Source organism: Burkholderia sp. KBS0801, from assembly GCF_005937855.2.
In the GTDB taxonomy this organism is placed as follows: Bacteria; Pseudomonadota; Gammaproteobacteria; order Burkholderiales; family Burkholderiaceae; genus Burkholderia; species Burkholderia ambifaria.
This window is the reverse complement of record NZ_CP042178.1, coordinates 2,098,972-2,114,678: the sequence shown is the minus strand read 5'-3', so window position 1 is coordinate 2,114,678 and position 15,707 is coordinate 2,098,972. Positions and strand designations below refer to the sequence as shown.

The window sequence follows — 15,707 nt, the reverse complement described above, 5'->3', positions numbered from 1 at the left end:
TTATGTGGAGTGAAATCAGCAACCTCGGCGACGCCGCGCTGACCCTGCCGGTCGCGCTGACGTGCGCGGTCTGGCTCGCGCTGTCCAACTGGCGGCTCGCGGTGCGCTGGATCGTGCTGCTCGCGGCCGGCATGAGCCTGGTCGGGGCGACCAAGATTCTCTATGCGGGCTGCGGGGTCGAGATCCCGCAGTTCGATTTCCGCGTGATCAGCGGGCATACGATGCTGTCGACGTCCGTGTGGACCGTCGCGCTGTCGATGCTGTGGCAGGCGTTTCGTCCGGGCAAGGCGCCGGGCGTGGCGGCCGGTCTCGCCGTCGGCGCGGTGACGGCCGCCGCGCGCGTGTTCGACCATTCGCATACGATGCCCGAAGTCGTCGTCGGCTGGCTGCTCGGCGCGCTGGTCGCGCTCGTGTTCCTGCGCGCCTACGCCCACGCGCACAAGCGCTCGTCCTCCCCGCACATCGCGGCCGTCTGCCTGCTGCTCGTGTCCGGCATCGCGTACGGCAATCGCGCACCGTTCCAGCAGATGATCGACACGCATTCCCCGCAGGTCTGCGCGTTCATGCGCGCGTCCGGCGACGGGTTCTGACGGCGGTTGGTTTCGGGGCATCGATGCCCCGGTGCCGGATGCGGTCGTCGCTCCGGCGGGTGCCCGCGCGTTATTTCTTGTTTCATTCGCTCCCTGTCATCGGCAAACGCCCGCGTGGGGCCTTCCTCGCATCGGTATTCGCGGTAATCGGCCGCGCTGCGCCTGCGCCCGCGCGTTGCACCGGCTGCGGTCGCGGGTGCCAAGGCCATCAGCCGCATCTATGACCGGGCATTACGAATATTCATTTCATCGATCGGCGGCAATCGCGTACGCTGGCGTTCGTTTGATCGGGGCCTGCAACGGCGGCCTGCCCAATGGGGCCGGCGCGGTGCGACCGGCTCGCTATACTCGCGCAAACCGCGCGGCCGTCGGCCGGCGCACGGCAACCGTCGTCGCGGCACCGGTACGCCACGACGATTCACGATAGGAGCAGGTCCCATGACAGTCGTTTCCTCGCGCCTCGCAGGCAAGTGCGCGTACATCACGGGCGCCGCCGGCGGCCTCGGACGCGCGATCGCGCGCCGGATGGTCGAGCAGGGCGCGCGCGTGTTCCTGACCGACATCGCCGACGCGGCCGTGCTCGACACCTTCGCGCACGAACTCAATGCGGGGCACGCGGCGCCTGTCGCGTTCGCGGCCACGCAGGACGTGCGCGACGAGGGACACTGGCAGGCGCTGCTCGCGCAGGCGAACGAAGCGATGGGCGGCTTGTCGGTGCTCGTCAACAATGCGGGCGTCGGGTCGATCGGCACGCCTGCGCAGATCGAGATCGACGAGTGGCGGCGCGTGATGGCGATCAACGTCGAGAGCATCGTGCTCGGCTGCAAGCATGCGCTGCCGTACCTCGGCGCGAGCCGGCCGGCGTCGATCATCAACATCTCGTCGGTGGCCGCGTTCAAGGTCGAGCCGGAATTCACCGCGTACAACGCGTCGAAGGCCGCGGTCGCGTCGCTGACGAAGTCGGTCGCGATCGATTGCGCGCGCCGCGAGCTCGACGTGCGCTGCAACTCGATTCACCCGGCGTTCATTCGCACGGGGATCGTCGAGCCGCTGTTCCAGTCGCTCGGCGAACGCGACGCGACGCGCAAGCTCGCGCGCGGCATTCCGCTGCGCCGGCTCGGCGATCCGGACGACGTCGCGCATGCGGCCGTCTATCTGGCGTCGGACGAAAGCCGCTTCATGACGGCCGCCGAACTCGTGATCGACGGCGGCATGTGCGCGGTCTGACGCGCAATCGACAATATCAACCGGAGGAGAACATCGTGTCGACACCCGTGAACCGCCAGCTGCTGCTGAAAACGCGCCCGGAAGGGCGGGTCGGCCGCGAACACTTTTCGCTCGCCGAAACACCCGTGCCGGCGCTCGCCGACGGCGAAGTGCTCGTACGCGTGCTGTATCTGTCGATGGATCCGACCAACCGCGTATGGATGAGCGACGTGCCGCAATACCTGCCGCCCGTCGCGATCGGCGAGGTGATGCGCGCGCTCGGCATCGGGCGCGTGGTTGGGTCGCGCCACGCGGGTTTCGCGGAAGGCGACCTCGTGCAGGGGCTCGTCGGCTGGCAGGACTATGCGGTCGTCGCGGCCGACCAGGCCGCGCAGCTCGTGAAGCTGCCCGCGCAGTCTGGCCTGCCGCTGCCGACGCTGCTCGGCGCGTGCGGGATGAGCGGCCTGACCGCGTACTACGGGCTGACCGACATCGCGCCGGTGCAGCCCGGCGAGACGCTCGTCGTGTCGGCGGCGGCCGGCTCGGTCGGCTCGATCGCCGGCCAGATCGGCAAGATCCACGGCGCGCGGGTGGTCGGCATCGCGGGCGGCGCGGACAAGTGCCGCTACCTGACCGAGACGCTCGGCTTCGACGCGGCCGTCGACTACAAGGCCGACGATTTCCGTGAGCAGTTGAAGGCGGCGACGCCGGACGGCGTGCACGTGAACTTCGAGAACGTCGGCGGCGAAGTGATGCGCGCGGTGCTGTCGCGGATGGTGATCGGCGGGCGTGTCGCGCTGTGCGGCGTGATCTCGAACTACAACAGCGGCCGCGCGGCGGACGACGTCGGCGTGCTGATCTCGAAGCGCATCACGATGCGCGGCTTCCTGATCCTCGACTACCGCAAGAGCCGCGAAGCGGTGCAGACGCTCGCCGGCTGGCTGCGCGACGGCCGCCTCAAGGCCGAGGAAACCGTGGCCGACGGGCTCGAAAACGCCCCCGACGTGCTCAATCGCCTGTTCGACGGCGACCATCGCGGCAAGCTCGTGCTGCGCGTCGATCCCGACGCGTGAGCGGCAGCAGCGGCGCGCATTGAGTTCGAACCGCCGTGCATCGTTTTAGGACTCGTCCCATCGATCGTTTCGGTCGCTCGCCTTACAGTAATCGCCGGCAAACGGCGGCGTGACATGCGCGTCACGCCGCCGTTTTCATTGGCGCGGCGAGAAGGGAGGCGAAACATGCGAACGAAGGCAACGCACGGTGGCCGGGCCGGAAATGCAAACGGGCGCCGTGGCGCCCGTCGTGATCGGGATTCGTCATCCGTGACGCGCGGAGTCATTCCCCCTGTTCGGAGCGCGCGTAGATGTCCCAGCTTGCCATGAACAGCGCGGCGACGAGCGGTCCGATCACGAAGCCGTTGATCCCGAATAGCGCCATCCCGCCGAGCGTCGAGATCAGCACGACCCAGTCGGGCATCTTCGTGTCCTTGCCGACGAGGATCGGGCGCAGCAGGTTGTCGACGAGGCCGATCACGCCGACGCAGAACGCGACGAGGATCACGCATTTCCAGATCGCGCCGATCGCGAGGAAGTAGAGCGCGGCGGGTATCCACACGAGGCTCGCGCCGATCGCCGGCAGCAGCGACAGGAACGCCATCAGCGCGCCCCACAGCACGACGCCCTCGATGCCGAGGATCCAGAAGATCAGGCCGCCGAGCGCGCCCTGCACGAGCGCGACCGCGATATTGCCTTTCACGGTTGCGCGCACCACCGTCGTGAACTTCGCGAGCAGCAGGTTCTTGTGCTCTTCGTCGAGCGGTATCGAGCGGCGCACGCGGCGGCCGATCTCGCCGCCGTCGCGCAGCAGGAAGAACACCATGTACAGCATCACGCCGAAGCTGACGACGAACTGGAATGTGTTCTGGCCGATGCTGAGCGCCTGGGTGGCCGCGAACTGGCTGATCTGCGCGGCGCCGTCGGTCAGCTTCTTCTGGATGCCGGGGATGTTGGACAGCCCGTATTTCTGCAGCAGGTTCTGGATCGACGTCGGCAACGCGTGAATGATGTCGTGGAAGTACCGCGAATAATTCGGCTGCGCGTCCTTCAGTTCCTGGTACACGTACGCGATTTCCTGCACGAGCGTCGCCGTGACGAACACGAGCGGCAGGATCACGATCAGGATGATCAGCGACATCGACACGAGCGCGGCGAGATTGCGCCGCTTGCCGAAACGCGCGGCGAGCCAGCGCTGCACCGGCTGGAACAGGATCGCGAGAATGGTGCCCCAGAAGACGGCGCCGGAGAACGGCGCGAGTATCCAGCACAGTCCGACGGTGACCGCGAACAGCAGGAAATAGAAGAATTTTTGGTGATCGTGTCCGCTTTCCATGGATGGTTCGCGCATTGATGCCTGGTTTGATTGAATCTCGTTGCCTCGGGCGCGATCGGCTCGCGAACGTCACGGGTTCGCGGCGAAGCACGCTGCGGGCGGCCCGACCGGCAGTATGCCCGCAAAGGTGTCGCCATCATAGCCGCTGCGCGTGGCGCACGCGAAAACGCCGCGGGCGAAGCCGCGGCGTTGGCCGGGAGGGGCGCGGCGCCGCCGCGCCGGATCGTCAGATGTGGAGCCGGGTGATCTTGGTGCCGTTCACCGACAGGTCGCCCATCAGGCCGGCGTTGGTCAGCACCAGTACCTGGACCGGTGCGGTGGCCGTGTTGGAATCGACCGCGCCGTTCGCGCCGACCTTCACGACCGCGACGGACGCGTCGGCGCCGGCCGACCAGCCTTCGGACTTGCGGAACGAGTCGAGCGCATCCTGCGTCATGAACAGGAACACGATCGCCTTCGATTGCGCGCCGGCCTGCAGGCCGACCGACAGCGACGACGTGTTGTAGTAGCCGACGGTGTTGCCGCCGACGCGCAGTGCGCCGTTGCCGGACTGGCCGCCGACGATCAGACCGGCCTGCAGCACGTTCGGGAACACGAGCACGCCGCGCGATTTCGCGACGAGCTCACGCGAGCCCGGCACCGTCGAATAGAGGCGCGACAGCGTCGCGTTCACGCTCGCGTCGATCGACTGGCGTTTCGACGCGCTGGCTGCCGCGTTGTCGGGTTTGTCGGACGTCATGGTGCAACCGGCAAGGGCGAGACTGCCGACCATGACGGCGGTGGCGGCTTTCAGGGCGAGGGATTTCTGCATGGCGATTCTCCTTCGTTGTCGGGTTGAGGACGGACGGTCCGGGTGCGTGCAGCGGGGCGGCCGGCCCCGTTCAACGGCGGGAAGAAAGGAGCAGGCCGGCGACGAACGCGAGGCCCGCGACAACGCCCGCGGTCTGCCACGGGTTGTCGTGCACGGCTTGCGACACGCGTTCGGCGGATTCGCGCAGCCGGGCGGCCGCGGTGCCCGACGCGTAGTCGAGCGTGCTGCGCGCTTCGTCGAGCCGCGCCTGCACCCGCTTGCGCAACGCGGCGATATCGCCGTCGCCATCGTTCTTCAGCAGGTCTTCCAGTTCGTCGACCAGCCCGCGCAGATCGTCGGTCACATCCGCATGCAGGTCGTGGGCAGCCGAGCGCGTCGTGCGTCCGACACGCCGGCCGGTGCGACGGATTTCGGACAGGCCGCGATCCAGCTTGTGTTCGATCGAGTCGGTGAGCGCCATGGTGTTTATCCTCCTTCGATTTGATTTACAGGCCAATTTGAAGATAAGACGAATCCCAGCAACCTGTGTGATTCAAATCAGCCAATTGAGTTTCGAGACAAATTTTCAATTCGTCGGCAAGATCCCTTGGGAGCCCCGCGAGATGGGGCCGGACAGCGGTTGAAAAAATTTCGAGATCGAGCGAAGCGACATAAGGACAACCCTTGCCGGGCGTGAAAAGCCCGGTAAATATGGCGTCGCCCGGCCTGTCAGGTAAATAGTGCCATTGCATGCGTTCTGTTGATGCAATTGCACTACTCGCCATGCTTTCGTGGAGCAGGGATTGTGCCCGCCCTGCTTCAGGTGGCGCCTTCCTCCAGCGCAAGGTCGATGACGACGGGATCGTGATCCGACGAACGGTATGCATCGGGCGCGTAATAGGCGGCCTGTTGCGCCGGGGTTTTGTAATCGGGCACGGCTTGCAGTGCAATCGGTTCATCGGCGTTGATGTGCCAGGCATGCACGGCTTTCACGCGGGCGGCGAGCGGCGGCGTCGCGAGTGCGTGGTCGAGGTTGCCCGCTTCGCCGCGGAATACATACGTGTAGCCGGCATTGCCGGCGAAGCGGGCGACGAGGTTGGCGTAACCGCGAGATTCGAGCGCGCGCAGCGGATCTTCCTTCGCGTAGCTGTTCAGATCGCCGATCAGCAGCACGCCGTCGGCCGCGGCGCCGGTCGGCGACGTCGCAAGCCACGCGGCGACGCGTTCGGCCGCGCGTGTGCGCGTCGCGTTCCAGCAGCCCTGGCCGTCCGACTGGTCGAGATCCGGGCCGGCGGCGTGCGGGCAGTTCTTCGACTTCAGGTGATTGACCGCGACCGTGAACGCGCGGGTGCCGCCGACGCGACGGAACGTCTGAGCGAGCGGCGGGCGATTCCGGCCGTCGAGCGCAACGGTCGCGACGCGCCCGACGGGCTCGATCGTCCGGCTGTCATACAGCAGCGCGACCGCGATCGCATCGCGCCCGAGCCGTGCGGTGCCGGGATCGACCGCGCGCCAGCCGCCGCCGAGCCGGGCCGCGAGCCGCTGCACGGCGCTCGCCGGGCCGTGGCCGTTGTTCGCGATTTCCATCAGGCCGATCACGTCGGCGCGCAGCGCACGCAGCGCGGCCACGATCTTCGCCTCCTGCCGCGCGAAGGCGGCGGGCGTCTTCGCGCCGCGGCCGGACGGATCGCCGAAGCCGCCGCCCGCGCCGTCGCCGTTGAAGTAGTTGAATACGTTGAACGACGCGACCCGCACGTCGGCTTGCGGATGCCGTGCCGGTGCATCGGCACGCGGATTCGACGCGGCATCGAAGGTGGGTGGCGAGGACGATACGGGCTGCAATCGCCACGTGCCGAAGCGCCGCTCGAGCACGCCTTCGATGCCGCGCACCGTATAGCCCGCGCGCAGCGTGTTGGCGGCGCTGAGCGCAGGCGGCGGATAGCGGGCGGTTGCAGGGTTCACGCGGTTCGAACCGTCGTCGAGCACGACGCGGTTGCGTGCATTGGCCGCCGCGTGCGTAGCGGCTTCGGCCGGCGGCGCCACGTGAGTCGGCGTGTACAGGCGGCCACGGCTGAGCACGATGCTGCCGTAGCGGCCGAGTTCGTAAGTATCGCTGACCGTCAGCGTTTGCGGGAAACGCACCCGCATGCCTTCATGCGCGGCGAATACGGATTCGCTGTCGACCGGCAGCATCAGCGCGGCCGGCATGACGCTCTGCCCGCGCGCGCAGACGGCCACGCGGCCCGCCAACGTGAGTTGCGTCCGGCCGTATTTCTGTTCGATCCTGCCGATAATGTGCACGCGCTCGCCCGGCTGCACATGCGCATGCGGCGCATATACGAACAGGCCTTCCGGCACGCCCGGCCGGTGTCGCCGCTGCGCGTCCGCCTGCTGGACGAAGAATCCGCCGAAGCCATCGGGGCCGCCGAACGCCGCGGTGACGATTGCTTCGATCGACGTGGTGTGTCCGGCCAGGGGGGAGCCGCCCGCGGGATGCCTGATGTCGGCGATCGCGGTGGTGGCGCCGCCGCAGACCGCGCTGACCGGCAGCGCGGCGGTGGCGGGAACGGACAGCACGAGAAAAGCGGCAAGCGCGAGCGGTGACGGCAGGAGTGACATGGCGTGGCACACAGGAAGAAAATTCGAAGGTTCGGGACGCATCTTGACGGCAAAATCGCGTGCCGCGATCGAATTGGCCATCAGGCCAGTGCCGAATGGCCAACGATGACGGCAAGGCCGGCCGGGGCTGTTACGCTTCGCACCTGACGTGTCATTCCGGCCTGCGATCCGGGCGTTTCCGCGCACGGCCCCCAAACAGGAGATTTCCATGTCCTACATGCTGTTGATTGTCGAACCGACCGGCCAGCGCGCCGAACGCACGCTCGAAGACGGGCAGGCGCTTTACGCGCGAATGGTCGATTTCGCCGAGACGCTGAAAGCGCGCGGCGTGCTGCGCGGCGTCGAGTCGCTGGAGCGCTCGGAACGCGCGACGCGTGTCGAGGTGCGCGACGGCGAGACGCGCCTCGTCGACGGCCCGTTCGCCGAGGCGAAGGAAATGGTCGGCGGCTTCTTCATCGTCGACGTCGACACGCGTGACGAAGCGATCGAGATCGCGCGGCAGTGCCCGGCGGCACAATGGTGCACGGTCGAAGTGCGCGCGGTCGGCCCGTGCTTCCTGTGACGGCTGCGCCCTGGTGTTTACCCGAGCTCGTCGCGCGGCACGTCGATCCGGCAGCCTGTCACCCGTCGTCCGTATGAGGCGCCGATGAACGGACGCCGCTTTCCACCGACGACAAGGAGCGAACGATGCGATTCATGATCATGATCCGGGCGAACGCCGTCAGCGAATCCGACGCATTGCCGGACAACCGGCTGGTCGAGGCAATGACGGTCTATCACGAGGAACTGGCCAGGGCCGGCGTGCTGCTCGATGCGAACGGCCTGCGGCCGAGCGCGCGCGGCTGGCGCGTGCGATACACGGGCGGCAAGGGCACGGTGGTCGACGGCCCGTTCGCGGAGACGAAGGAACTGATCGCCGGCTATACACTGATCCAGGTGCGCTCGCGCGACGAGGCGCTCGAATGGACGCGCCGGTTCCCCGCGCCGTTCGGTGCGGAAATGGACTGCGAGATCGAGGTGCGTCCGCTGTTCGAACTCGACGACCTGACGCCCAGCGACGCGGTCGAGCGGTTCCGCGACCTCAACGTCGGACGCGGCCAGCCCGTCTGAACCCGTCGTCACCAGGAGCGATCTTCATGCACAGGATGGTGTTCATCAACCTGCCGGTGGCCGACCTGCCGCGCGCGACGGCGTTCTACGTCGCGCTCGGCTTCGAGGTCGTGCCGGCCTACACGACCGAGCAGGGCGCCTGCATCCGGATCAGCGACGCGATCTTCGTGATGCTGCTCGTGCGGCCGTTCTTCCAGACCTTCACCGGCAAGACCATCGTCGAACCGGCGACGCACGTGCAGGTACTCCCGTGCCTGTCGTGCGACAGCCGTGCCGAGGTCGACGCGGTCGTCGCGAAGGCGCGGGCGGCCGGCGGTGCGGTGCCGCGTGAGCCGCAGACGTATCCAGGCATGTACACCCACGACTTCGCCGACCCGGACGGCCACGAATGGGGGCTGGTCTACGCGGAGCAGGACGCGGCCAGCCAGGAGCCGGCGTCGTGACGCGCGAGGCGACCCATCGTGCGATCGAGGCCGTCTGGCGAATCGAGGCGCCGAAGATCATTGCCCGCGCCGCGCGCGTGGTGCGCGACGTCGGCGTGGCCGAGGAACTCGCGCAGGACACGCTCGTCGCGGCGCTCGAGCACTGGCCCGTCGACGGCGTGCCCGACAACCCGGCCGCATGGCTGATGACGGCCGTGAAGCGGCGCGCGCTCGACCGGGTCCGGCAGGAGTCGCTGCACGCGGCGAAGCGCGACCAGCTCGGCCATGAAATGGACGCGCTCGAAGCGCACGTCGTCCCCGACATCGCGGAGGCGCTGGCCGATGCGAGCGACGACGACATCGGCGACGATCTGCTGCGGCTGATCTTCACGTCGTGCCATCCGGTGCTGTCGACCGATGCGCGCGTCGCGCTGACGTTGCGGCTGCTCGGCGGGCTGACCACGGGTGAGATCGCGCGCGCATTCCTGTCGCCGGAACCGACGATCGCGCAGCGCATCGTGCGCGCGAAGCGCACGCTCGCGGCGGCGCGCGTCCCGTTCGAGGTGCCGGCCGCCGACGCGCGGCCGGCGCGGCTCGCGTCTGTGCTCGAAGTGATCTATCTCGTGTTCAACGAAGGGCATGCGGCAACGGCGGGCGACGACTGGATGCGTCCGGCGCTGTGCGACGAGGCGCTACGGCTCGGTCGCGTGCTGGCCGGGCTCGCGCCGGACGAGAGCGAAGTGCTCGGGCTCGTCGCGCTGATGGAACTGCAGGCGTCGCGCATGCATGCGCGCATCGATGCGCAGGGCCGGCCCGTGCTGCTGCTCGACCAGGATCGCAGCCGCTGGGATCAACTGCTGATCCGGCGCGGTCTCGCGGCGCTCGAACGGGCGACGAAGCTCGGCGGCGTGCGCGGGCCGTATGCGCTGCAGGCCGCGCTGGCTGCCTGCCACGCGCGTGCGCGGCACGCGTCGGAAACGGACTGGGCGCAGATCGTCGCGCTGTACGACGCGCTCGCCGAAGTCGCGCCGTCGCCGGTCGTCGAACTGAACCGCGCAGTGGCCGTCGGGATGGCGTTCGGGCCGGCCGCGGCACTCGAACTCGTCGATGCGCTGCGCGACGATCCCGCGCTCGCGCGTTATCACTGGCTGCCGAGCGTGCGCGGCGATCTGCTCGCGAAGCTCGGTCGCACCGACGAGGCGAAGCTCGAATTCCGCCGCGCCGCGGAGTTGACCCGCAACGAGCGCGAGCGCGAACTGCTGCTCAAGCGTGCGATGGATGCATGAGCGGAAGCTTGCGCCGTCACGCCTTACCGGTTGGCGAAATACATTCCGTCATTCGCGCAATTCATCGCATCGCCCGGTGCGTCCAGCCATTCGGTCAAGCTCGCGCGTTGTGGTGAGCTGGCGGCTTGCCGCGCCGCGCGAGATGGGCGGCACGCGACGAGCCGGTGCGCACGAGGCGAGTCGTCTTGACGGGATTGACCAATATTTTTATGAGATAAATGAAATGTCCTATTCGTCCCGTTAAAAAATAATGGGACAAGTACGAATTTAATTTCAAGACGTTGTTTTGAATTGAAATACGATAATTCGATTCCGCATAATCCGCGCTTGATTGATGTATCGCGAGATTGGCGAAATTCGAGTGTTAAGGATAATTAACAAAAGCGGGGGCGATCGAACTCGGATCGCCGATGTACGGCGCGTAGCCGCATTTCCCGGTCGTGCGCTGTGTGCCGCGAGTCTGCTGGCGTTCGCCGTTGGCGCGGCGGCGCAGACGCACGAGTCCGGCGCGCAGCCGCTGAGTGCGCAGCGCCACCAGGCGCAACAGCTCGACGAGCTCAGGCAGCAGATGCTCGACCGGCCGGACGTGCTGTCGGCGAAGCCGACGAACGAATCCGATACGCTGCGGTTCCCGGCAGAAACGCCGTGTTTCGATATTCACGCGATCGAGTGGCGAGGCACCGATGCCTTCCCGTGGCTGCGTGACGCAGTCCCGATCGACCGCGCGTGCATCGGTCGGAACGGGTTGAGTCTGCTGCGCGAATGGGTCGGACGGCGTCTCATCGCGCGCGGTTACATCACGTCGCTCGTCAGCATTCCGCCGCAGAACTTGTCGACCGGACGCCTGATCATCGAGGTGCTGCCGGGCCGCATTGGCGCGATCGACGATACGCGCGGTCGGATCGGGTGGACGCCCATCGTGTTTCCGCGCGGCGGGCATGTACTGCTGAACGTGCGCGATCTCGATCAGGCGCTCGAGAACGTGCGCCGCCTTCCCGGCCAGGCGGCCACCGCGTTCGATCTGGTTCCGGGCGCGTCGCTGGGCGACACCGACATCGTTATCCGGCATCCCGACGATGCGCGTCGCGTTCGTTTCGTCGCGACGGCCGACAACGGCGGGCTGGATGCGACCGGCCGCAACCAGCTTGGCGCGATCGTCTCGATCGATTCGCCGCTGCGGCTCTACGATCAACTGATCGTCACCTACAACACCGACGCCGCGCTGCGCAACAAGTCGCTCGGCTCGCAGGCAAAAAGCGCCGCATGGAACGTGCCGATCGGCTATGCGTCGTTTGCACTCGGCATCAGCGAGTGGTCGAGCCGGCAGACGCTGGTGGCCGACTTACCCGGTGTGGTCGTGCCGCCGCTCGGTCAGCGGACCCGTCGCTACGAAGCCGGCATCGGCTACGTGCCGTATCGCTCCGGTCACGGCAAGACCACGCTGCGCTTCAAGCTCGCCCGCCGCGAGGACCGCTCGTGGTTCGGGCCGATCCAGCTCGATGTGTTCCGTCATGACATCGTCAGCTACGAAGTGAGCGCGGCGCATCGCGAGAAGTTCGCGCGCGCAACCGTCGACGCCAGCGTTGGCATGCGCTCGAGCCTCGCCGGGCTGAGCGCCTTCCCGGGGCGCGTCAACGGACAGACCGCATGGGACGGCCGCTATCGCGTGTACACCGCGACACTTGGCGCCGACGCGCCGTTCCGGATCGGCGCGCGGCCATTCGGCTATCGCGGATTCCTCCAGTTCCAGTACGCGCCCGGCGCGCTGCCGTCGACCGAGTACCTGCAGATCGGCGGCCGCTACACGGTGCGCGGCTTCGACGGTAACCAGACGCTCGCCGGCGATAGCGGCTGGTTCTGGCGCAACGAGCTGGCCACGCCGTGGTTCGGCGCGCACGAGGCCTATGTTGCGCTCGACGCTGGCCTGGTCACGGGTGCGGGCTCGCGCGAAGGCGCGGGCCGGGAAGGGCGCACGCTGATCGGCGCCGCGCTCGGCGTGCGCGGCAGCTACCGGATGCTCGGCTACGACGTCGCGCTCGGCATGCCGCTTCGCAAGCCCGGGGCGCTGCGAACCGCGCAACCCACGTTCGATGTGTTGCTCACGAGCCGTTTCTGATCGCGACGGGCGCGCCCGCGTCCGCCGAACGTCAAGGGGGAATCACCATGTAAGTACGCACGCTCGTTCATCGGCCGATCGACGGACCGGCCCGATCCGGCGTGGCTCGCGCCACGTCCGTCCTTTCATCTTCAGGAAACCGAGAAGACCATGAAACATCAACAACACCATCGCCCGCGTGCGGCGACGCCAGTCGCGCGCACGACGCTCGCCGCAGCGCTGACGCTCGCGATGCCGATCCTCGCGGCGCAGCCCGCGTTTGCGCAACCGGGGCTCGTCGTCGATCCGAACGCGGCGAACCGTCCCGGTATCACGAACGGGCCGAACGGCACGCCGATCGTCGGCATTAACGCACCGGATGCCGCCGGCATTTCGGCCAACCGCTTCACCGAATACAACGTCGGGCCGGCAGGTCTCGTGCTGAACAACAGCGTGAACGGCACGAACACGCAACTCGCGGGCTATATCGACGGCAATGCGCGGCTCGGCGGGCGTTCGGCGCAGGTCATCCTGAACCAGGTGACGGGCGGCAACGCATCGGTGCTCGCAGGGGCGACCGAAGTCGCGGGTCAGCAGGCGCGCGTGATCGTCGCGAACCCGAACGGGATCGGCGTGAACGGCGCGAGCTTCATCAACGCGAGCCGCGTGTCGCTCGTCGCGGGCACGACGGAATTCGACGAGGACGGCCGTATCGCACGATTCCGGACCGAGAACGGCCGCATCACGATCGACGGCGCCGGGCTCGACGCGCGCAATCTGGACCAGCTCGATCTCGTGTCGCGCAGCCTGAAGGTGAACGCCGCGTTGCACGCGAAGAAACTGGTCGCGGTCGCGCATCAAGGCACGGCGGCCATCGAGAATCCTCAGGCGATGTCGTTCGATGCGTCGACGAGCGGGGAACTGCCGCGCGTCGCGATCGACGTGTCGCGACTCGGCAGCGTGCATGGAGAGGATTCGATCGTCATGCGCGGCACGTCGGCGGGCGTCGGCATCAATATCTCCGGCAAGGTCGAGGCGCTTACGGGCTCGGTGAAGTTGCTGTCGGATGGCAGGGTCCGGATCTCGAGCGGCGGATCGCTGCGCGTGGGGACGCTCTCGGCTCCGTCCGGTCTGCAGTACGGCGGGAACTGGACGGACGATGACGAGGCGGCGAAGCCGCCGGTCGAGCCGGAACCGCCGGTTGCCGAGACGAAGCCGCCAGTCGAGCCGGAACCGCCGGTAGCCGAGACGAAGCCGCCGGTCGAGCCGGAGCCGCCGGTAGCGGAGACGAAGCCGCCGGTCGAGCCGGAGCCGCCGGTAGCGGAGACGAAGCCGCCGGTCGAGCCGGAGCCGCCGGTAGCGGGGACGAAGCCGCCGGTCGAGCCGGAACCGCCGGTTGCCGAGACGAAGCCGCCGGTCGAGCCGGAACCGCCGGTAGCGGAGACGAAGCCGCCGGTCGAGCCGGAGCCGCCGGTAGCGGGGACGAAGCCGCCGGTCGAGCCGGAACCGCCGGTAGCGGAGACGAAGCCGCCGGTCAACCCGGAACCGCCGATCGCCGAAACGAACCCGAAACTCGTCGTCGATCCGAACGCGGCCAACCGTCCCGGTCTCGGCGCCGCGCCGAACGGCACGCCGATCGTCGACATCAATGCGGCGGACGCCTCCGGCATTTCCTCGAACCGCTTTCTCGACTACAACGTCGGCCCGAACGGTCTCGTGCTGAACAACAGCGTGAACCGCACGAACACGCAGCTGGCGGGCAGCATCGACGGCAATGCGCGGCTCGGCGGCCGTTCGGCGCAGGTCATCCTGAACCAGGTGACGGGCGGCAACGCATCGGTGCTGGCCGGGGCGACTGAAGTCGCGGGGCAGCAGGCGCGCGTGATCGTCGCGAACCCGAACGGGATCAGCGTGAATGGCGCGAGCTTCATCAACGCGAGCCGCGCGTCGCTCGTCGCGGGCACGACGGAATTCGACGAGGACGGCCGTATCGCACGATTCCGGACCGAGAACGGCCGCATCGCGATCGACGGCGCCGGGCTCGACGCGCGCAATATGGATCAGCTCGATCTCGTGTCGCGCGGCCTGAAGGTCGATGCAGCGGTGCGCGCTAAGAAGCTGGTCGCGATCGCGCATCAAGGCACGGCGGCAATCGAGCAATCGAACCGGCAGACGCTCTCCGGCTCGGCAAGCGGCAAGGCGCCGGCCGCGGCGATCGACGTGTCCGAATCGGGCAGCCTGCGGGCGGACGAGATCGCGCTGATCGGCGCGTCCGCGAAAACCGGCGTCCGGATCGCCGGCACGGTCGACGCCGATACCGTCGACGTGTCCGGTCGTCTCGACAACGACGGTTCCGTGCGCGGGCGCAGCGTCAGGATTGCCGGCGACGCGACCAATTCCGGCACGCTGCACGCGGAAAAGTTGCTCGCGATGGGGAACGTGACCAACGGCGGCACGATCGAGGCAGGTGACGTTCAGGTCATGGGCAATACGACCAACAACGGCACGCTGCGCGCGGAGAAGTTGCTCGCGATGGGGAACGTGACCAACGGCAGCACGATCGAGGCAGGTGACGTTCAGGTCATGGGCAATACGACCAACAACGGCGCGCTGCGTGCGAAGAAGTTGTTTTCCACGTCGGGCAACATGACCAACCGCGGCACGATCGAGGGCGGCGACGTCAAGGTCATGGGCAACACGACCAACGACGGCACGCTGCGCGCGGAGAAGTTGCTCTCCGCGATGGGCAACGTGACCAACCGCGGCACGATCGAGGCCGGCGCCGTCAAGGTCATGGGCAAAGTGACCAACGACGGCACGTTGCACGGCGACGATTCGGTGTCGGTGATGGGCCGCCTGTACAACGGGTTGTCGGGTGTCACGAGCAGCTACGGCAACGTGTTCGGCGCTGGGCGCGTGTCCGGTCCGGGGCGCATCGTCAGCTACATGGTGCGTCCGACGCCTGCTGGCGACGTTCGATAAACGTCCTTTGCCCGGCCGCATGCACCGGGCCGGGCGAGCGGGGCGTCGCGCAGTCGGCGACGCCTCGTGCAACACGCATCGCGCCGGGGCATGTGTCCAATGCCCCGGCGCGCTTATCGGCCGCCCGTCGGGCCGAGCCCACATTCGCACGACCGTTCGCTGTCTCCGGCGATCGCTATCGCAAGCATTGAAAAAGCCTATTGGGGCTTGCCTGCCCCA

14 protein-coding genes are annotated in these 15,707 nt (G+C 67.7%); 9 read left to right on the top strand and 5 right to left on the bottom strand.

All coding sequences use genetic code 11. The annotated features are described in order from the left end of the window. Positions 1-2: 2 nt before the first annotated feature. From FFI87_RS26370 to FFI87_RS26355, 3 genes are all read left to right on the top strand, one after another. The gene (locus tag FFI87_RS26370) at positions 3-590 is read left to right on the top strand and encodes a phosphatase PAP2 family protein (RefSeq protein ID WP_041490005.1); all 588 of its coding nucleotides are present in this window, start codon (positions 3-5) and stop codon (positions 588-590) included. A gap of 438 nt (positions 591-1,028) precedes the next feature. After that, positions 1,029-1,817 (top strand): SDR family oxidoreductase, encoded by a 789-nt coding sequence (locus FFI87_RS26360; RefSeq protein WP_138850162.1) that lies wholly within the window; start codon positions 1,029-1,031, stop codon positions 1,815-1,817. Between the two features lie 35 nt (positions 1,818-1,852). Then, entirely contained in the window at positions 1,853-2,869 is a 1,017-nt protein-coding gene (locus FFI87_RS26355) for an NADP-dependent oxidoreductase (RefSeq protein ID WP_138850163.1), read from the top strand. Between the two features lie 262 nt (positions 2,870-3,131). On the opposite strand, the gene FFI87_RS26345 is transcribed toward FFI87_RS26355, so the two are convergent. From FFI87_RS26345 to FFI87_RS26325, 5 genes are all read right to left on the bottom strand, one after another. Then, complete coding sequence (locus FFI87_RS26345; protein ID WP_041490006.1) at positions 3,132-4,184, bottom strand: AI-2E family transporter; 1,053 nt, start codon at positions 4,182-4,184, stop codon at positions 3,132-3,134. Between the two features lie 226 nt (positions 4,185-4,410). Beyond that, complete coding sequence (locus FFI87_RS26340; protein ID WP_012365579.1) at positions 4,411-4,995, bottom strand: YSC84-related protein; 585 nt, start codon at positions 4,993-4,995, stop codon at positions 4,411-4,413. Positions 4,996-5,065: 70 nt separating this feature from the next. Further along, positions 5,066-5,455, bottom strand: a complete 390-nt coding sequence (locus FFI87_RS26335; RefSeq protein WP_011660445.1) for a YqjD family protein — start codon at positions 5,453-5,455, stop codon at positions 5,066-5,068. Between the two features lie 25 nt (positions 5,456-5,480). After that, the gene (locus FFI87_RS26330; RefSeq protein ID WP_138850164.1) at positions 5,481-5,759 is read right to left on the bottom strand and encodes a hypothetical protein; all 279 of its coding nucleotides are present in this window, start codon (positions 5,757-5,759) and stop codon (positions 5,481-5,483) included. Between the two features lie 34 nt (positions 5,760-5,793). Next, positions 5,794-7,593, bottom strand: a complete 1,800-nt coding sequence (locus FFI87_RS26325; RefSeq protein WP_138850165.1) for an ExeM/NucH family extracellular endonuclease — start codon at positions 7,591-7,593, stop codon at positions 5,794-5,796. Positions 7,594-7,801: 208 nt separating this feature from the next. Between FFI87_RS26325 and FFI87_RS26320 the strand changes: the two genes are divergently transcribed. From FFI87_RS26320 to FFI87_RS26295, 6 genes are all read left to right on the top strand, one after another. Continuing rightward, positions 7,802-8,155, top strand: a complete 354-nt coding sequence (locus FFI87_RS26320; protein ID WP_138850166.1) for a YciI family protein — start codon at positions 7,802-7,804, stop codon at positions 8,153-8,155. A 125-nt stretch (positions 8,156-8,280) separates the two neighbouring features. Continuing rightward, positions 8,281-8,703, top strand: coding sequence for a YciI family protein (locus FFI87_RS26315; protein ID WP_138850167.1), 423 nt, complete (start codon positions 8,281-8,283; stop codon positions 8,701-8,703). A gap of 26 nt (positions 8,704-8,729) precedes the next feature. Beyond that, a complete protein-coding gene (locus tag FFI87_RS26310; RefSeq protein WP_138850168.1) occupies positions 8,730-9,146 on the top strand; it encodes a VOC family protein in 417 nt (138 codons plus the stop codon). Beyond that, positions 9,143-10,411, top strand: a complete 1,269-nt coding sequence (locus tag FFI87_RS26305; protein ID WP_012365584.1) for an RNA polymerase sigma factor — start codon at positions 9,143-9,145, stop codon at positions 10,409-10,411. The genes FFI87_RS26310 and FFI87_RS26305 overlap by 4 nt, the downstream gene beginning before the upstream one ends. 334 nt (positions 10,412-10,745) lie before the next feature. Further along, positions 10,746-12,527, top strand: a complete 1,782-nt coding sequence (locus FFI87_RS26300) for a ShlB/FhaC/HecB family hemolysin secretion/activation protein (RefSeq protein WP_138850169.1) — start codon at positions 10,746-10,748, stop codon at positions 12,525-12,527. Positions 12,528-12,677: 150 nt separating this feature from the next. Then, on the top strand, positions 12,678-15,488 hold the full coding sequence (locus tag FFI87_RS26295) for a filamentous hemagglutinin N-terminal domain-containing protein (protein WP_144594394.1): 2,811 nt from the start codon (positions 12,678-12,680) through the stop codon (positions 15,486-15,488). The last annotated feature ends 219 nt before the right edge of the window (positions 15,489-15,707 follow it).